The sequence below is a fragment of the Mucilaginibacter lappiensis genome (assembly GCF_900155965.1).
Taxonomy (GTDB): domain Bacteria; phylum Bacteroidota; class Bacteroidia; order Sphingobacteriales; family Sphingobacteriaceae; genus Mucilaginibacter; species Mucilaginibacter lappiensis.
The window spans coordinates 413152-431248 of the sequence record NZ_FTMG01000003.1 but is presented as its reverse complement, the minus strand read 5'-3'; the positions used below and the strand labels follow the sequence as shown (position 1 = coordinate 431248).

The window sequence follows — 18097 nt, the reverse complement described above, 5'->3', positions numbered from 1 at the left end:
ATAATAGTTTTGTATGCAAGACGCAACGGAAAAGGGAATGGTTGCATTTTTTGATTGAATTATTTAAGGCTTTTTTTTTCTCAACGCGTCATTGCGAGGAACGAAGCAATGACGCGTTTATTATAGAACTAATTGGGGAAGTTGTCCGTTTCTTTATGACTTTAAGCAGATAAAACAATTTCTACCTTTGTAAGGTAAACTTATAAGTTTACTTAATGAATTATGACAGAGCAAAAAGATACCCTGCTGGCCTCTGAGCTGCGTACCGTGGTAACGCGGCTGATCAAGAAATTGCGGAAACAATCATCCTCGGCCGATAAGCTGTCGCTCACCGAGCGTTCCATCATCGCCCTTTTGGATAAGCACCAGGAATTGCTGCCCAATGAACTGGCTACCATGGAAAAGATCACCACGCAAAGCATGTCGCAAATATTGAGCAAGCTGCAGCAGATGAATCTCATTAAAAGGCGTATTTCTGAAACAGATAAGCGCAAGGTTATTATCAGCCTGTCAGATTCTGGCCGCGACTTGTTATATCAGGTACGCAACGAGCGCAACGAATGGCTCAACAAAGCATTGGATGCTACCTGTACCGCCGAGGAAAAAGAACTGTTAAAACTGGCCATTGCCCCCCTAACCAAATTAGTTGATTTTGATTAAGAGTAGCAAGAAATCACTAATTCACTAATTAGATACCCGATGAATATAAGCACATTTAATGCCTTTAAGAGTCGTAATTACCGGTTGTATTTTGCCGGGCAGTCTATATCATTAGTAGGTACCTGGATGCAGAAAACCGCGGTGAGCTGGGTTATTTACTCGCTTACCCACTCAGAGTTTATGCTGGGACTTACTTTGTTTGCCAGCTTGTTCCCGTCGTTTTTATTCTCGTTTTTGGGTGGTGTAACTGCCGACCGTTATAACCGTTACCGTTTACTGCTGGCTACCCAGGCGGCATCCATGATACAGGCTTTGTTACTTACCGCGTTGATATTCTGGGGGCATTATGTGGTATGGGAGATTATCGCCCTGAGTGCTGTACTGGGTCTTATCAACGCGTTTGATGTACCCGCCCGGCAATCATTGGTGTATGAAATGGTGGATAACAAAGCCGATTTGCCCAATGCCCTGGCACTTAATTCGTCCATGGTTAACCTGTCCAGACTTATTGGTCCGGGGATAGCCGGACTGGTGCTGGAAAAGTTTGGCGATACGGTATGCTTTGGGGCCAATGCCATCAGCTTTATAGCTGTAATAGGTTCCTTACTGATGATGCGCTTACCTAAAATGGAAAGCAAGAAGCACGATAAAAATATCTTTTCGGAGCTCAAGGAGGGTTTTGTATATATCAGCAATACGCCATCCATCAAATCTATACTCATTATGCTGGCCGCTATTAGTTTACTGGTATTGCCCTTTAGTACACTGATACCGGTGTACGCCAAGGATATTTTTAAAGGTACAGCATCCACATTTGGGGTTTTGGATAGTTTGATAGGTTTGGGTGCTTTCTCGGGAGCTATTTACCTGGCCTCGCTTAAACCTGGCCATAACCTTAAAAAGATACTGGCAGTTAACACCCTGATATTTGGCGCCGGACTGGTCATCTTTTCGCATATGCCCAGTTACCCGCTGGCTTTGCTGTTTGCTGCGGTTACCGGTTTCGGGATGATGTCGCAGATCACCATCAGCAATACGCTGATACAAACTACGGTAGCGCCGGATATGCGCGGCCGGGTGATCAGCTTTTACGCCATGGCATTTTTTGGGATGCAGCCGCTAGGTGGTTTGCTGGTAGGTTCCGTATCGCAATGGATAGGTACGGCCGATACCGTAATGCTGGAAGGTATAGTAGCGCTCATCATCGGCCTGCTGCACTTCCGTTTCCTGCGCAAAACCCAGCTTCAGAAAGATACCGTACATACGCTGGAACAACAACCTATTAATACGCTTAGTTGAGTTAGAATCAAGAGTTAAGAATCAAGATATAAGACAAACTTTTGCTACCGCAAGCGTCCCGTTTATGGTATTTAAGATAGTCTAATGTACAGTTACCATCACGATGACCACAAGCGGGACGCTTGCGGCAGCGGGGGGGACTTTAAATACCCATTTTATGCTTCTTTAAATGCTATATAGACGTCAGATCCTCCGTAGAAGGTCATTTTTGCTGCAGTACCGAATTCATCTGGCTCACCAAACTGATATTTGAACACATCAGGATTTTCTCCTTTTATTTCCCAATTTACCGATTGCAAGTCGAATATTTTCTTTATTTTAGCTTTGTCTGTTTCGTAGTTAGCATTAAAATCATTAACAAAGTCAATAACAATTATATAATTGCCAATAAATGACTTTTTGTACTCGTGATAATATAGTCCAAATGCAATATGTTTAAAGCAGTTTTCCAAACGATGATTATCCACCAAACCTAAAAACACCTCGTGAGTTTTTCCATCTGAAAGTTTGATTGCAGCTTTTTGAGGTGCAGTAAGTACCAAATCTTCATAAATAATCCCGCTTTTATCAAGTCCTCTTTTGACTTTGGTTCTTGTATGGTGTAACGCTAAATAATTATTTCCAACAACACCGGCTAAACTGGCCATCAAATATTCATCCTCTTGTGACTTTTTTCCGTTGTGCTTATCACAAGAAGGAATCGTAATCAGATTCTTTCTAAAGTTTAAATTAGGAGTGTCTTTTTCTTCAGGAAATAAACATAACGGAGGAACATGTTCCTTTGAAGTAGCTGGTTCATTGCACATGTAACACGTCTGTTTAGGTTTCATAACTTAGGTTTCATCTGACTCAATAAAGATAATATATTTATAAAAAAATGATGAATAAATTTCCCTCGCCGCGGCAAGCATCCCGCTTGTGGTATTTAAGATAGACTGATTTGCACTTACCATCACGATGACCATAATCGGGACGCTTGCGGTAGCGGATAACACCAGCCACCGGCCAATACCTTAAAAACCGGTACAAATAAATACCAGAATGTAGGTATGGATGCATTGTAGGAACATGTATAATTTTGAACTCCTCCCTAGGACATTTAAATATTATACATCATCCTCATTCATTTACCTATGAAAAATTTCTTAGCTCTATTGTGTTTGCTATCTGCAATGATGGTAATCTCCTGTTCAAAAAGTGATAAAGTAAATCCAAGTCCTCAAGATATTTTAAATAAAAAAATATCGGATATCCTGCCTCAGAAATACATTGATACCTTGGCAAAATTAGGCTTGGTCGTAAACCAGGGTACAACCCCGCCTAATGTAGAGGGCGCTTTTCGTATTGCACCATTAATATTGAAAAATAGTAATATCAAAACCGACTATACCGGTCAGGTTTTTCATGATGCCAGCGTTAAGTTTTTTGAGCAAAGTACCAGCGACTTTGGGATAAAATTAGTTGGGAAATTCTTTCTCAATGCTGCGGATACCAGCATTACAACGGCTATTTCGGGAAGCGGAAATAATTTTACCGTTTACGGAAAGGTAAAGTCAGTTTCTGCCGATAAAAGCAAGTATGCCTATTTTGGGATCCTGCTATCCGGAACAAAAGATGGTACGAGTTTAAAAAACGTTACCTACGGCATCATCAATATCGACAATACAAATGGAACAGGCGTATTTATCAATGAAGGGCAGGGCAGGGTTGCTTATGACCAAGACGGGGTTTCAGAATCCATCAACTTTGATGCTGTTTCGTCCTTTAAAAATGGAGAAAGGGTGTTTCTGACTACACCATCCAAACCGTAATTATTCACCTGTTGTCGAAAGGGTTTATGAACATATTTATTATCCATCAATTAAAAATCAATCAAACCATGAAAAAAATTGCATTAATCACAGCAATATGCTTATTTGTATTTAGCGTATTTTCTTGTAGTAAAAAAAAGGATACCACCCCAGTTACCAACAGCGACAGCAATTGGAAATTTGGAGCCTATACCTATAACAGAGGGGCCTCTTCGCAAACCAGTAACAGTGCTTTTAATGTAATGGTAGTTACCACCACCGATGGCGCGGATAAAGGCGCCTATTCGGGCAGCGCTTTAATTTTTACCTGGAACCCCCTTGGTGCCGGTAAATATACCATAACAACTTCCACCCTTGTATTAAACAGCCCAGGTACTAAACTAATAAATGTGCAATGCCAAATTGGTACAGCAGTTAACACGGGTTCTACCAGATATGATTCAGGCAGCACTACTGCTACAGCAGATGTAACCGTAGACGCAAGCGGGAAATATCATGTCACCATAACCCAACCGGTTGTTTTAACCAAAACATTGACTACAGGAACCGGCGTACAAGGTGCCGCTGATACCTATCCGTTAACGGTGAATAATGGCTATTAAACCTATGTTTATTTCTGTTACGAAGACCTGAAGCAGGATGTTTAAGGTATTCGTAACAGCATTTTTTATCATCTAACGTACTTCTGCTCCTGCCAATTAATTTTTTATATTTATCATACAAAGTTTAACCCCTTAAAAAATGATAAACGGTAAAAAAAATTGGCATCAAAGACATACAGAGTCCATGACCTTCGGCCAGCGCCTGGCTGATTCTGTAGCAACCGGCATGGGTTCATGGCGATTCATCATCATTCAAACCATCATTGTTGTCGTGTGGATGGCGCTCAACGTGGTGGCTATTGTGTCGCACTGGGATCCATATCCCTATATTTTATTAAACTTATTATTCTCTACCCAGGCCGCATACGCTGCTCCGATTATTATGATGGCCCAAAACCGCCAGAATGAACGCGACCGGGTGCAGGCCAATGAAGATTTCAATACCAATGTGGAAGCCAAAAAAGAAATTGAAGAACTACAACTGCGCTTAAACGCTATTGAAGCGGATAAGCTTGATAAAATTCTGGCATTGCTCGAAAAAATGGATAAAAAATAATTGAGTAATCTGCACAGGCTACGGCCGAACCGCCCAGGCCAGGCCATCAGCACCGCGTATATCAATATGGCCGGTTACGGTTAAGGTTTTGAGGTCTATCACGGCTACATAGTTGTCGCCGGTGCAGCCAATAAAGGCGCGTGATCCGTCAGCGTCTACCAGGATACCTGCAGCACCATGCCCGGTGTTCACACGCTTTAATTCCTGGTGCGATGCCGCATCGTAAATAAACAGATCGCCGGTTCTGAGGCTGGTAATCAGTACGCGCTTGCCGTCCGGGGTAAACTGAAGCCGGTTGGCGCCTACGGCTTTCGCGTCGATTTTCCCGATTAATTTTTTGGCGGCGATATCAATGATGGAAATGATTCCGTCGTCGGCACCTGCTGTCCACAATTCACGGCCATCGGGCGATACGTCAAAACCCTCAGAGCCTTTAGCCACCGGAATAATGGTTTGTACCCAGTCACGATGTGCAGGAGGTGTAAATCCTGCCGGATGGGCTGCGGGTTTGAGCAGACTATCTTCCAAAATACTCACCGTTGCTGACGAAACGTTGGTAGTATAAACCTTTTTTCCATTAGGGGTTACATAGATCATGTGCGTTCTGTTCTGGCCGGTTCCCATGGCCCAGTCGAATTTAGCAGTCGCCGGATCATAAGTCCCAACGGCTTTAGAACCCTCTGCGGTGAACCATACTTTACCGTTGGCAAACGTTAATCCATGCGGCCCCATAAGCGGCCTGGTATCCAAAGAGGGCAGGGGCTTTTGAGCAACCAAATCAATCACACTGAGTTCATGCAGGCTCCCGCCGCCATAGATCGAAACATAGGCCGTTTTTCCATCAGCCGAGGCAACAACCTCATGCGGATCGGAACCTACCGGTACGCGTGCGATAACTTTCAGACTAACTGGGTCAATGATGGCCAGGATATGATCGCCTTTGGAAAGCGCAAGCAGCGAGCGTATTGGCGTTGATTGTGCGGCACATCTATTTGCAGCAAAAACTAAGGGTATACATAAAAAGCTTACCGTAAGTAATTTGGTTATGTTGAGTTTTACAATTTTAGAGATCGGGTTGTGCACTGCTTTGTTCATAGGATTCACAGATTGAAGAAACAGGTGATGATTTGTTAATTTATATTAATACTTTCCATTTTATATTTCAAGTTTGAGGGAGTCGCCCTCTACAAACTGTCCCTTTGAAAAGGTAATAGCTATTTTTTGCTCGGGGGTACTGCCAATTGTTTCGCCATCTTTCAAAGTAACATTATGATCAATAACATAGGATGTGATATTCAACATAAAGTTATATAATTCCTCCAAGCCTTGGGCCGAATCAATGATCTCCATTTCCTGTTTCTGGAAATCTTTTAAACCGTAGGTGTAGGCGCAATTTCCTGTATTTAACTTTCTGAGCCCAATGTAAACCCATAACATAACAGGTATATCATTTTTTTCAAGCAGCTCGCTGTAGGATAGGTATTGTGTTCGGGGAATAAGTAACGATTGGCTGCCCTTATATACTGCAACAGCGTTGGATGTATGGAGTATAGAACATAGTACTTTACTTAAAATGCTGAATCTTTCTAAAGAGTTTCCTGATCCTGCCAGGATGGATACTATGGCATGCCCTGTGTGTTCTTTAAGCTCTTCTGTTGCTTTTGACCAGTTGTAGGCATATTGAGCGGTAGCTTCGATATCGGCCCAGGGAATTGGTATAGGCATATGGGCAATGATTACTTTTTCTCCATTGATCCTGAAACTGATAACATTGTCATCACCCTCAATATCCGCGGCATCTAAAGCCCAGTGAGATGCAAGGTCTGCTATTATTTTATTAACATCATAGCCATCGCCATTGTTAAACATGGGCATGGCCAGTAAAATATTACTTTCCTGTTCAGGAAGGTTAGGTTCTTTGGGGCTTTTCTTGAAAAAGTTAAACAGGCTCATTGTCGATATTCGCTGATTGGTATTTACCCGAAAGTTACCAATATTATATGATTTTTAATACCCGTTTTCGTGTAGTGACCAAGCCTATAGTAACGGTTTTGGTATATTAGCTACCTGATTAGTATCGTTTTTATGGATAAAGAAACACTCCTCACGTTTTTGCTGAATACCAACCTGGTTTCGTTATCCTCGGCCCAAGGAATTGCCCAGCAATTTAGCCACAAAGCCATTCCTAAAAATCAATTTCACTTAGCAGCCGGGAAAATAAGTGACCAATACCTGTTCCTTGAAAAAGGCTATATGCGGACATTTGCACACGATACCGAAGGCAATGAGGTTACCACAGGTTTTTGTTCGCCGGGTCAGATCATATTAGAGATTTCCTCTTTTTTTAGCCGTACCCGGTCAAAAGAAAATATCCAGGCGTTAACAGATTGCGAGGGCTGGTATATTACTTACGAGCAGCTCAATCAGCTTTTTCATGCACTGCCAGAGTTTAGGGAATTTGGCAGATGGGTACTGGTGAAAGGGTTTTCGGAGCTGAAAAACCGGATGCTGTTTATGATCACCGAAACAGCCGAAGAACGCTACGTGCATCTGCTAAAAAATAATCCCGAGATATTTCAGCAGGCACCTTTAAAAAGCATAGCCTCGTACCTGGGTATTACCGATACATCGCTCAGCAGGATTCGGAAAGAATTTTCAAAGAAATAGCAAGATGTTCATTTCTTGCCAATTGGCAAGATGGGGCGGTTTTTATTTAGTTTCCTTTGTTTCATAAAATAAATAAACAATGGAACACTTACCAATTGATATCTATATAGTATTCGCGCTTGGCGCTATTACTACTTTGTGGCTGTTATACAAAGCTACTCATTATTCAAAATGGGTAATGATCATTACGCTGTTATGGCTGGCACTACAGGCCGTTGTCAGTTTATCCGGTTTTTATACGGTAACCAGCGGGGTGCCGCCTAGGTTTGCCCTTTTACTGATGCCACCGGCGGTGTTTGTGATTGTGCTGTTTTTTATAAAAAAGAGCCTGAGGGCAATAGACAGCTTTGATGTAAAAATATTAACCCTGCTCCATGTGGTCAGGATACTGGTTGAGCTGGTTTTATATGGGCTGTACCTACACAAAGTGATACCGCAAGTGATGACATTTGAGGGCCGGAACTTTGATATACTTTGCGGATTAACCGCGCCCCTGATTTGGTATTTTGGTTACGTTAAGCTAATGCTCAGCCCAAAAGTACTCCTGGCCTGGAATGTTATCTGTTTATTATTGCTGGCCAATATTGTGGTTACCGCGGTATTATCGGCACCTCTTCCTTTTCAGCAGTTTGCATTTGATCAGCCTAGTGTTGCATTGTTCTATTTCCCTTTTGTATGGCTGCCCGGCTTTATAGTTCCGACTGTGTTTTTCGCTCATTTAGTTACGATAAGACGATTGTTGCAGACTAAAAGTAATTAATTGCAAATTAGTGCAGGATAAAAATAGCCCCTTCGCTACTGTAGACGTTTCGTTTGTAGTAGCGAGGGGCTGCATTAACAACAGGAGTGTACTTAGTTAACCGGTACAACCAAAGGTTTCCCCTTTTCAACTACATAAGTGGCGAGTTCTTTGGCATTGCCAGTGCCTACGTTTTTGGCTGAGTGAACAGTGCCAGCCGGAATGAACAGTACCTCACCAGCCTTCAATGTTACAGGTGGTTTGTCGGCTACCTGATATTCCAGTAAACCTTCCAGTACATAAATGATCTCTTCGCCGGGGTGTTTGTGTTTGATGGCCAGTGCTCCGGGTTCAAAGTCGATACGTGCCTGTACGGTTTCGTACCCGGGGATGCTGAGATCATGACGCTGCAGATCGTTACGTTTAACGCCCTGCTGTTGAGCTGAGGCGGAAGTTGAGATGGTTAATAAGGTCAGTGCAGCTATAATAATGATGCCGGCAAGTATTTCTTTTTTTGTTTCCATGATTTTGTGTTGTTTTATAGTACAAAGTTGTGTTTAATGTGGCCTCCATTCAACCACTAAGTTGGGTAAATGGACAATCAGGAAGCCGAATTGGTCGTTTCCTTGTTTGAATCTGCTCTGTTTCTCTGCAATTGATTCTGTGCCTTAAATTGCAGTTAATTGCAAATAATTGCACATTAATGCAATAATTTGCTTTATATTGCATAATATTGCAATGTAAAATTCAATCACCTTTAAAAACTGAATAATGAGCGATCTTAGAAAAGCCAGAATAGCCAATTCTTTAATGTTTTTAGTTTGCGGTTTGGGTGTGGCCAGTTGGGCGCCGCTGGTACCCTTAGCCAAAGCAAGGCTCGGACTGGATAATGGAAGCCTGGGGCTTTTACTATTGTTTTTTGGTGTAGGTGCTATGATCACCATGCCGCTTACAGGTAAACTGGTTACCCGGTTCGGGAGTAAACGGGTTATCGTGGTTTCGGGCACTTTGATCGCGGCAATACTGCCCTTGTTGTTGATTCTGGATCATACCTATCAAATGAGTATTTGCCTGCTCATCTTCGGGGCATCAACCGGGGGAATTAACGTGGCCATGAATGCGCAGGCCATCAAAGTGCAGCGAGCGTATGGAAAACATATCATGTCGTCTTTTCATGGTTTATATAGTATAGGCGGTTTGGTAGGTTCGCTGGGTTTCGGGCTACTGCTCAAAGCCGGCTTAGATGCTATGAGTACCATCATTTTTATATCTGTTTTACTCGTGCTGATTACTTACTCGCAATTCACCGGGCTAATGAGCGATGACGCAGTAGAAACACAAGATAAGACCCGCAAAAGGTTTACGTTACCCTCGGCTGCCTTATTAATCCTGGGTGCTATCTGTTTTATATCGGCCCTGGCCGAAGGGGCGATGCTGGATTGGAGTGCTGTTTTTTTAACCAATAATCGGCATTTAAGTATCGAATTTGCCGGTGTAGGGTACGCCATGTTCTCGGTATCCATGGCTATCATGCGTTTAACAGGCGATAGTGTAATTGCTGCTGTAGGGCGATTGAAAGTGGTGATATGGGGCAGCATCGTCGCTTCGGTGGGGTTAATTATCGCTGTTTGTTTTCCTTACGTGAGTTTAGCCTTGGTAGGTTTCCTGATGGTGGGACTGGGTTGTGCTAATATCATCCCCATTCTGTTTTCAACGGCGGGTAATATGCCGGGGCTTTCGCCTGCCTACGCGCTCCCGGTGGTTACATCTATGGCTTATGCCGGTATACTGGCAGGGCCAGCACTTATCGGTTTTATAGCCCAGTTACTCACACTGCCGGTGGCCTTGGGTGTTATTGGAGTGTGTATTTTGTTTGCCGGGCTGATCTTTAAAATAAATGATAGCAGGATTAAAAATAGCCCGGTATCCGAAGAGTTCGTGGAAGTATTTTAATGACTAAAACCCGTATATTTATGTTATATAAATAAACCGAATGGATACGCAAGCCATCGCCCTGGATTGGATAGATGCCTGGAACAAACGGGACATTGACCGGATCATGACGCACTACACAGATGATGTTGTGTTTTACTCCCTCACGGTTACCAAACGATGGGGTATTGCTGATGGAAAGATCATCGGGAAAGAAAAGCTAAGGGCGCATTTTTTAAAAGGCCTGGAGCTGGCCCCTAATCTGTATTTTGAGTTTGTAGATATGTTGAGCGGAACCGACGGCATCACCATTATTTACAAACGGGAAACCGGGGCACTGGTGGCCGATGTAGCCGTTCTTGACGAAAATGGCAAGGCTACGCTGGTAAAAGCCTATTACGGGCAGGCGAAGTAAGTGTTGGTTTGTAAAATACCTGTAGCGCTTACACCACCTTCTCATAAAAATTCTCTACCTGCTGCATGGATTGCTTTTGATATTGCAGGGGCGAACAGCCGGCAAATTCTTTGAAGGAGCGTATAAAGTGCGACTGATCGGCATAGTCGTTCGCATAGGCCAGATCGGTAAGGCGGTTATGTTGGCCAAAGCGGATCTGATTTAAGGTAGCCTGGAAACGTGAGATCCTGGAAAATAGCTTGGGCGAAATACCTACATACTGTTTAAACTTACGCTCAAAGCTCCGCTCCGAAAGCTGCAGATATTCCTGTAATTCCTTAAGAGAAATATTTCCTTTGGTTTGAACAATGCGGGTTATGGCAAATTGCATAGCCTCATCTTCAAATCGGGTGTTTTTTTGCAGTTTGAAAAGCAGGTAAGCGCATAATACTTCCATCTGGTGATCTAACGAACCGGCTTCGAGTAATTGTTCTGACAGTAAAAAGCCGTCTTCGCGGGCTACCAGGTCCAGGCAGGTACAATCATCAGTAAGTTCATGGGCATCAAAGCCAAATATGGTTTTGAGCGCGTTGGGGAAAAAACAAATGCCAATGGTGCTGAAAACGTTACCAAACTGGATTTCGGCATGGCGGGTTGATTGTCCGTATATAAAAATATGGGGCAGTTTTTTATCAAACTGGTACATGGGCCCTTTATCGGGCGACTGAAAGATCAACCCAGGGCAACCCTCCGCTATCGTTCTGAATGACCGGGAAAACACATCCGCATCGTCGCTTTCCAGCGTCCAGAAATAGCGGATATAGCTTTTTAGGTAATCGGGCGGTGATAACTGGCGGTAATTCATTATTGTTTTAAGCAGCTGATATACAAATATAAGTAGATTCTTTATCAGAAGCTTATGTGGAGATCTTCTTTTTAGGGAGGAATGGCATCATTACAAATCAATCTTGTCATCCTGAGCGGAGCGAAGGATCTGTTCTTCGGCTGATATGGCGTACACCCGCTCTTGGCCGCGGGAGGGCCAGTCACTTTGTAGTCACAAAGTAACCAAGACCGAGCATAGCGAGATAATGAGCACCAAAAAACAAACAACAGCGAATAACGCTTGTCACCAGAAATGCTTCTTGCGCATAAGGCCTTTGCCCTGCAAAGCTGACAGAACCACGGGCTGCTAAACCTTACCTCTACTTCGTTCGCTCATTCCCCCTGCTTCGGCAAGGTTTGCTAATGCCCTTGCAACCGCACAGTCCACCATTGTTCTGCCCGCTTTCGGCCGAAGCATTGCTGACGGGGAAGAAGAAATCACTAAATCAGTAATTTAATAATTAAAAAGCGCCCTCCGGGAAACCGGAAAGGCGCTTTTAGTTTAGTTAGTAGTTAATCAATTACAAAGTTGCCATATCAATTACAAAGCGATAACGTACGTCGCCTTTCAGCATGCGCTCGTAGGAGGCCGTGATGTCTTTGATATCTATTAGTTCAATATCCGAAACGATATTGTGTTCGGCGCAGAAATCAAGCATTTCCTGAGTTTCAGGAATGCCGCCTATACCAGAACCGGCCATACTTTTACGTCCAGCCAAAAGTGCAAATGGTCTAACAGAATAAGGCTCTGATGGTACACCTACGCCAATCAGCGTGCCATTTGTTCTTAATAACGACAGGTACATGTTCATGTCATGCTCAGCTGAAACGGTATCCAAAATAAAATCAAAGGATCCTTTAACGGCTTTTACCTGCTCCGGATCGGAGGTAACTACAAAGTGATGTGCACCTAAAGCTTTTGCTTCTGCTTCTTTTGATGGTGATGTACTCAGTACAGTTACTTCGGCGCCAAAGGCTGCACCAAATTTAACCCCCATGTGGCCCAGGCCACCTAAGCCTAAAATGGCTAATTTATGGCCTTTGCCTACTTTCCAGTGTTTAAGCGGCGAGTAGGTAGTGATACCTGCGCAAAGCAAAGGAGCGGTTGCGGCCAGTGGTAATTTGTCTGACACGTGCAGCACAAATTCCTCACGAACCACAATAGAATTGGAGTAGCCGCCATAAGTTGGCACTCCGCTTCTGTCCTTATTGTTATAAGTTTGGGTGTTACCTTCCAGGCAATATTGCTCCAGGCCGTCTTTACAGTTCTCGCAAACCTGGCAGGAGTCAACCATACAGCCAACACCGGCAAGCTCGTCTACTTTGAATTTTTTAACGTGATCACCTACTTTAACAATTCTACCCACAATTTCGTGGCCCGGTATCATCGGGAATATACCCGGGAACCAGTCGTTTTTAATTTGGTGAAGATCGGAGTGACATACACCACAGAAAAGTATTTCTATCTGTACATCATGGGCCCCTACCTCACGGCGTTCAAAATCCCATGGCGCCAGATCGGTTTCAGGCGTTTGAGCAGCATACGCTTTTGCTTGTATCATAATACTGTTGATTTTATGTTTTCGTTAAACAAAGTTATGACGGATGGCCCGAACGCCTGCTAAACGTTTCAAAGTAATAATTATACTTTTCAAAGAGTTTTGCGCAAAGCCATAGGGGTAAGTCCTGTATGTTTTTTAAAAAAGTTATTAAAGTATGATGCGTAATCAAAACCGAGACTGCGGGCAATTTCAGCAACGCTCCAGTCGGTATGCGTTAACAGCGATTTTGCTTCGGCCAGTATCCTATCGTTAATATGGGTGGTGGTCGACCGGCCTGTTATTTCGCGTACCGCGGCATTTAGATGATTCACATGTACGGATAGTTTATCGGCATAGTCGCCGGCTTTTTTCAATGCCAGCATGTATCTTGGCGAATCTACCGGGAATTGTTTTTCGAGCAAACTCAAAAATAGTTTAGCTATGCGCGATGCGGCATTCTGCGGTGTGAAGTAAGCAATGGCCGGCTGCATTTTAATGGCCTCGTGAATGATGAGGTTGAGGTGGTTACGCAGTAGTTCGTACCGGTAAGTATACTCACTGTCAAACTCCTGCAGCATACGGTTAAAGATGCCGCGGATGTATTGTATCTGCATTTCGTCCAGGAAATACACCGGGTCGCCGCCTGGTTTAAACAGGGTTGATTCTTCGAGGCTTTCCATCCGGTTGCCGGGTTGTAAAAATTCATCCGTAAAAAGGCAGAAATATCCAACGCTGTGTGCATGGTCGCAATCCCAGGAATATGGCACCAGCGGATTGGTAAATATCAGTGCGGGTTTATCAATGTTGATAGCTCTTTTGGCATAGTTTAATTGGCTGCTGCCGCCCAGCCACAGCGTAATTTTGTAGAAATCGCGACGATTATAAGAACTTAATTCGCAGCTGCTTTGGCAAATTTCTGCAACCCTGAACTGAACAGCCTCGCTGGTAATGGTGTCGTGACTATAAATGATGTTTTGAATTAACTCAGACGTTGACATGTGCAAAGTTAAACATTTCAAAGAAAAAAGCTGGGCGGGCGGGTAACGCACTTCTGCTGGGGCGGCTGCTTCGTATTACGATTGATTTTGCAGTTCCCGTACTTCGGCATAACCGCCAAATTCATAAATAGGGCAGGAGGCTGCTATCTGTGTAGCCTCATCCAAATCATCTGCTTTAAGCAGCAGGTAACCGCCTACTATTTCGGTGCCTATCCGGTGAATATCTGTTATAACACTGCCGTTTTCTTTGATGATGCGGCCTTCCAGGGTTAATCCGCTGCCACCTGCCAGCTTACCTGCTGCACCCCATTGTTTGAACCAGGCGGCCCAATTTTCCTGATGTGCTTTAACAGCTTCGGCCGGATGTTCATCAACACGACCATCAGGCTCCCTGAACAATACGATATAATTTTTCATGACTGTTTTTTAATATTTTACAATTATAAAACGAAATCGATATAAATGCAACGATTTTATAATTAATTGTATATTTGTCCATGCAACCTTTAGTACAACTCATTACCGCCTGGCAGCAATACACCGAGCAGGTACCGAATGCCCGGGTAGAAGGCTTTTGTTATCATTATCTGTCGGCTAATAAAGGACAGGCTTCAAATAATAATCAGGCCGATCTGCAGTTGGCCAAACAGCTGGGCAAAACTAACAGCATCCTGAAAACTTATTATAAACTGGCCCTGCGGCAAATACCCGGATTTGAACTGGAATGGTATTACCTTTTGGAAGCCATAGCGGCGGGACACGAACTCCGTAAAACCGAAATTGTGAGTTTTAACCTCTTGCTGGAGCCTACCACCGGTATCGATATTTTAAACCGGATGCTTAAAGTGGGCATCATCAGCGAACGGGTAGACCCTGCAGATAAAAGGGTACGCTTAATAAAACTAACCAATGAGGGCATTGATCTCCTGAACCATTTAAACGCTTTGTTGGATAAAGTAACTTGGATGGTGCTGGCTCAGGTTGATACAGATGACAAAGTGGTGATTACGCGAGCTTTATCCGGGATAGTCGATAAGCATACCGCTATGTTTCATGAAGGAAAAACTAAAGCGATTGAAAATATGGAACTAGCCATAAAACAGCTGATAGATAAAGGCTGAATAATGACACAGGACAGATCGTTAAATGATGTTTTACTGACTTTTTATCCCATCGGGTTAAAAGATTATTTTTCAAAACGCTTGCATATTTTGTATCATACTTGTTACATTTATGAAAATTATAAACCAAAATGCAAGAACACATCCTGATTGTTTATCTATTGGTTGCCTGTAGTGTTGCTGGTATCCTGTTCACGTCCTTTATTAAAAGCAGATATTTTAAAAAGGGCTAATTTAAAACCTGCAAATGTGCATGCTATCACACATGCACATTTGCAAAAAGATTTTCCTCCTTCTGTTTTTAAGCGCTGTTTTCTGATTATTGTACAGTATAATGTGAGGATAATCCCTGTCTTTCTTTAAGTGTTGGTTGCTCAAAGTAATCAGTCAATTCTAATGAATAAATCACACTGGTAATCTTCCACTTCCCATCCCGTTTTATTAGGCCCAGGTATTTGCCGCCCCAGTTGGTCATTTTATTATCGGCCCAGAAACTGTAATCCATAGTTACCGAGGCAACGGTTCCGTCCTCAACTATTCGTATATTATCAAACTTATCCTGGGTTGATTTATAGCTGAATAAGGCCCGTAAAAAGCCCTTGTAACTTGCCGCGAAATAATTACTCTTTCCCACTTTTGCTCCCTTTTTTTCTGTTTCTTTGGCTTGAGATCTGTCCTTAACGACCCCGCACCAGATAACGGGTCCGTCATTAAACAAACTGTAAAACGTAATGGAATCCTTTGTAATTACGCTTTGTGTGTACTTGGTGATGATGTTGTTTATTTCTTTTTTATTATCTGCTGCCTGCTGTGCATGTGATTGCTGAATAGTTATCAGCAGTATAATGGATAGCAATTTTATAGGTTTCATTACTTTTTTTGATTGTTAATGTATTTATACTCAATAGTTAATCCCTCATAGCCATAAGCATCTGCTTTCATCTCCTGAATGGCGGTATAACTTACCGGGTGGATATTGCCGAGAATAGAGGCTAATGAACAGTGTACGGCATCAATATACTTAGCCTTATTAGCTTTGAGGTTGGTAGAGTCGGAGATTTTGATGTCGAGATGAAAGCTTTTTGTTTTTAATTGAGCTAGTGATACAGAATTAACAAACCAGAGATAATCCGGTACAAATGTTACGGTGACTACTGTAACTTCAGGCTTTTTGTTTAAAATATCTTTTGTAAGACGACTTATAGTTTTGGCGAGTTCTTGCGCTAAAGCGGGATCTTCCTGACCGCTTACTTTTAAATTAATGATGGGCATGCTTCAATATTTAATGAAGTATAAAGCTGCGCCTAAAAAATTCTTTATTTATTGATGTATGTTAAGAGTTTGATCCGGCTCAGGGATTCGGGTTTTACACCCAGGTAAGAAGCGATATGATATTGGGAAACCCGCTGCTCTATGCCCGGATACAGGGAGGATAGCGCTTCGAGCCGTTCTGCTGCTGAATGTTTTAAAAAGGAGGTTTCCCGCTTACATTTCCTGATAAAATAGGTATCAGAAATATATTTAGCCAGCTTCAGAAAGGCGTTGTCTTGGGCAATTAATTTGTTGAGTTTCTCATAACTGATGTAATGCATAGTGCTGTTAGTTAATGCTTCTATATTGCAATTGGTAGGCATCTGCGTTAAAAAGCTGGTGTAAGCACTCACAAAGTCATTCTCAAAATAAAAATCATTGTTAAATTCTTCTTCGTTGTTACGCACATATGACCGGAGCGTTCCGGAAGATACCAATCCGATAAAATTACAAACAGAGCCTTCGCAAATCAGATGCTCTTTCTTTTTTAGGTCTTTTGTCTTCAACTCGCCATAAAATGTTTCAAAATGGTTTCTATCCAGCCCTAGCTTTTCGGTAAATAAGGAAATTAGTGAGTCCATTGTTTCAACTGATTAGTGACACATATCAAAGATAAGTTTTATTTAACGGTGGCTATCGGGATCAAAACACGGGTCTGTAAAGATTTTAAGCGGTTACGGTGTTCATGATTTTAATGAATTTAAAAATAATCGAAAAAAAATCATACAAAAAATTGCGTAGTTAAATAACTACATATATATTTGTAGTCAAATGACTACGCAATGAATTTAAGACGAGACGTATTCCAGGCCATAGCCGACCCAACCCGAAGGGCTATATTGCTGCTGGTAGCTTCGCAAGCCTTAACAGCTGGTGCCATAGCTGCCAACTTTGACACCGCCAGACCAACAGTTTCTAAACACTTGCAAATACTTACTGAGTGCGAATTATTAGAACAAAAACAAAACGGCAGGGAAATTTACTATCATATTAACGCGAAAAAAATGAAAACTGTAGCCGACTTTATTGAACCATTCCGCCAAATGTGGGATGAACGATTTAACAAACTGGAAGCCATTATGAAAAACTATCAAACCAAAAAATAAACCGATATGGAACAAAAAACAAAGATCCATGCCGAAGACGGCAAACAGGAATTAGTGATTACCCGGGAATTTGATTTACCGCTGGAATTGCTTTTTAAAGCCTATGAAGAACCCGAGATTGTAGAACAATGGATGGGGACAAAGGTGCTTAAGCTGGACAATAAAAAGCACGGCGGTTATCAATTTGAAACATCTGATGCTCATGGCAACGTGGTTTTTCGGGCCAATGGAACAATCCACGAGTTTGTTCCTAACCAGAAGATCACCCGGACATTTGAAATGGAGAACACGCCATTTGCCGTTCAGCTGGAGTTTCTGGAATTTGAACAACTCACGGGTGATACTAGTAAACTCACCATGCATATTGTATATAAATCAATAGCGCAAAGAGATCAGGTATTGCAAATGCCATTTGCTCAAGGCATCAATATGGCGCATAACCGCTTACAAAACATCGTAAACAAATTAAAATAAT

The 18097-nt window shown here is 42.6% G+C and carries 23 protein-coding genes; 12 read left to right on the top strand and 11 right to left on the bottom strand.

From position 1 onward, the window contains the following. Positions 1–222 precede the first annotated feature (222 nt). Positions 223–660: a MarR family winged helix-turn-helix transcriptional regulator gene (locus BW976_RS09120; RefSeq protein ID WP_076372629.1), complete on the top strand. Its 438-nt coding sequence runs from the start codon at positions 223–225 to the stop codon at positions 658–660. 39 nt (positions 661–699) lie between these two features. Continuing rightward, positions 700–1959, top strand: coding sequence for an MFS transporter (locus BW976_RS09115; protein WP_076372627.1), 1260 nt, complete (start codon positions 700–702; stop codon positions 1957–1959). Positions 1960–2114: 155 nt separating this feature from the next. Here the strand turns inward: BW976_RS09115 and BW976_RS09110 are convergent, their stop codons facing one another. Next, entirely contained in the window at positions 2115–2789 is a 675-nt protein-coding gene (locus BW976_RS09110) for a hypothetical protein (protein ID WP_076372625.1), read from the bottom strand. A gap of 303 nt (positions 2790–3092) precedes the next feature. On the opposite strand from BW976_RS09110, the gene BW976_RS09105 reads away from it, so the two are divergent. The 3 genes from BW976_RS09105 (at position 3093) to BW976_RS09095 (ending at position 4928) form a co-directional block, all read left to right on the top strand. Then, positions 3093–3770: a hypothetical protein gene (locus BW976_RS09105; RefSeq protein WP_139332254.1), complete on the top strand. Its 678-nt coding sequence runs from the start codon at positions 3093–3095 to the stop codon at positions 3768–3770. Between the two features lie 68 nt (positions 3771–3838). Further along, the gene (locus BW976_RS09100; protein WP_139332253.1) at positions 3839–4372 is read left to right on the top strand and encodes a hypothetical protein; all 534 of its coding nucleotides are present in this window, start codon (positions 3839–3841) and stop codon (positions 4370–4372) included. Positions 4373–4511: 139 nt separating this feature from the next. Next, entirely contained in the window at positions 4512–4928 is a 417-nt protein-coding gene (locus BW976_RS09095; protein WP_076372619.1) for a DUF1003 domain-containing protein, read from the top strand. 18 nt (positions 4929–4946) lie between these two features. On the opposite strand, the gene BW976_RS09090 is transcribed toward BW976_RS09095, so the two are convergent. Both BW976_RS09090 and BW976_RS09085 read right to left on the bottom strand, forming a co-directional pair. Beyond that, positions 4947–6023, bottom strand: a complete 1077-nt coding sequence (locus BW976_RS09090; RefSeq protein ID WP_217696223.1) for a YncE family protein — start codon at positions 6021–6023, stop codon at positions 4947–4949. Positions 6024–6083: 60 nt separating this feature from the next. Beyond that, the gene (locus BW976_RS09085) at positions 6084–6881 is read right to left on the bottom strand and encodes a DUF4261 domain-containing protein (protein ID WP_076372617.1); all 798 of its coding nucleotides are present in this window, start codon (positions 6879–6881) and stop codon (positions 6084–6086) included. A 132-nt stretch (positions 6882–7013) separates the two neighbouring features. Here BW976_RS09085 and BW976_RS09080 point away from each other — a divergent pair, with 132 nt between their 5' ends. Beyond that, positions 7014–7595, top strand: a complete 582-nt coding sequence (locus BW976_RS09080; protein WP_076372615.1) for a Crp/Fnr family transcriptional regulator — start codon at positions 7014–7016, stop codon at positions 7593–7595. Between the two features lie 79 nt (positions 7596–7674). Continuing rightward, positions 7675–8355 carry a hypothetical protein gene (locus BW976_RS09075; RefSeq protein WP_076372613.1) on the top strand — a complete coding sequence of 227 codons (681 nt, stop codon included), beginning with the start codon at positions 7675–7677 and terminating at the stop codon, positions 8353–8355. A 92-nt stretch (positions 8356–8447) separates the two neighbouring features. Here the strand turns inward: BW976_RS09075 and BW976_RS09070 are convergent, their stop codons facing one another. Beyond that, positions 8448–8858, bottom strand: a complete 411-nt coding sequence (locus BW976_RS09070) for a cupin domain-containing protein (RefSeq protein ID WP_076372611.1) — start codon at positions 8856–8858, stop codon at positions 8448–8450. 247 nt (positions 8859–9105) lie between these two features. Between BW976_RS09070 and BW976_RS09065 the strand changes: the two genes are divergently transcribed. Further along, positions 9106–10287, top strand: a complete 1182-nt coding sequence (locus BW976_RS09065; RefSeq protein WP_076372609.1) for an MFS transporter — start codon at positions 9106–9108, stop codon at positions 10285–10287. A gap of 40 nt (positions 10288–10327) precedes the next feature. Next, positions 10328–10681 (top strand): nuclear transport factor 2 family protein, encoded by a 354-nt coding sequence (locus tag BW976_RS09060; protein ID WP_076372607.1) that lies wholly within the window; start codon positions 10328–10330, stop codon positions 10679–10681. A gap of 28 nt (positions 10682–10709) precedes the next feature. Here BW976_RS09060 and BW976_RS09055 read toward each other — a convergent pair whose 3' ends face one another. The 4 genes from BW976_RS09055 to BW976_RS09040 all read right to left on the bottom strand — a co-directional run bounded on the left by BW976_RS09055 (position 10710) and on the right by BW976_RS09040 (position 14501). Next, complete coding sequence (locus BW976_RS09055; RefSeq protein WP_076372605.1) at positions 10710–11525, bottom strand: helix-turn-helix domain-containing protein; 816 nt, start codon at positions 11523–11525, stop codon at positions 10710–10712. Between the two features lie 541 nt (positions 11526–12066). Then, positions 12067–13107: an NAD(P)-dependent alcohol dehydrogenase gene (locus BW976_RS09050; protein WP_076372603.1), complete on the bottom strand. Its 1041-nt coding sequence runs from the start codon at positions 13105–13107 to the stop codon at positions 12067–12069. Between the two features lie 89 nt (positions 13108–13196). Further along, positions 13197–14084, bottom strand: a complete 888-nt coding sequence (locus BW976_RS09045; protein WP_084192131.1) for a helix-turn-helix domain-containing protein — start codon at positions 14082–14084, stop codon at positions 13197–13199. Between the two features lie 75 nt (positions 14085–14159). Beyond that, positions 14160–14501 (bottom strand): YciI family protein, encoded by a 342-nt coding sequence (locus BW976_RS09040; protein WP_076372601.1) that lies wholly within the window; start codon positions 14499–14501, stop codon positions 14160–14162. An 80-nt stretch (positions 14502–14581) separates the two neighbouring features. On the opposite strand from BW976_RS09040, the gene BW976_RS09035 reads away from it, so the two are divergent. After that, a complete protein-coding gene (locus tag BW976_RS09035) occupies positions 14582–15205 on the top strand; it encodes a MarR family winged helix-turn-helix transcriptional regulator (RefSeq protein ID WP_076372599.1) in 624 nt (207 codons plus the stop codon). A gap of 319 nt (positions 15206–15524) precedes the next feature. Here the strand turns inward: BW976_RS09035 and BW976_RS09030 are convergent, their stop codons facing one another. From BW976_RS09030 to BW976_RS09020, 3 genes are read right to left on the bottom strand one after another with little or no spacing between them, the layout of a single operon-like run. Next, positions 15525–16076 (bottom strand): Cif family virulence factor, encoded by a 552-nt coding sequence (locus BW976_RS09030; protein WP_076372597.1) that lies wholly within the window; start codon positions 16074–16076, stop codon positions 15525–15527. Beyond that, positions 16076–16477, bottom strand: a complete 402-nt coding sequence (locus BW976_RS09025; RefSeq protein WP_076372595.1) for a tautomerase family protein — start codon at positions 16475–16477, stop codon at positions 16076–16078. The genes BW976_RS09030 and BW976_RS09025 overlap by 1 nt, the downstream gene beginning before the upstream one ends. Before the next feature lie 44 nt (positions 16478–16521). Then, positions 16522–17097: a Crp/Fnr family transcriptional regulator gene (locus BW976_RS09020; protein ID WP_076372593.1), complete on the bottom strand. Its 576-nt coding sequence runs from the start codon at positions 17095–17097 to the stop codon at positions 16522–16524. A gap of 201 nt (positions 17098–17298) precedes the next feature. Here BW976_RS09020 and BW976_RS09015 point away from each other — a divergent pair, with 201 nt between their 5' ends. Beyond that, positions 17299–17622, top strand: coding sequence for an ArsR/SmtB family transcription factor (locus BW976_RS09015; protein ID WP_076372591.1), 324 nt, complete (start codon positions 17299–17301; stop codon positions 17620–17622). A gap of 6 nt (positions 17623–17628) precedes the next feature. After that, positions 17629–18096 (top strand): SRPBCC family protein, encoded by a 468-nt coding sequence (locus BW976_RS09010; protein WP_076372589.1) that lies wholly within the window; start codon positions 17629–17631, stop codon positions 18094–18096. Position 18097: the final 1 nt, after the last annotated feature.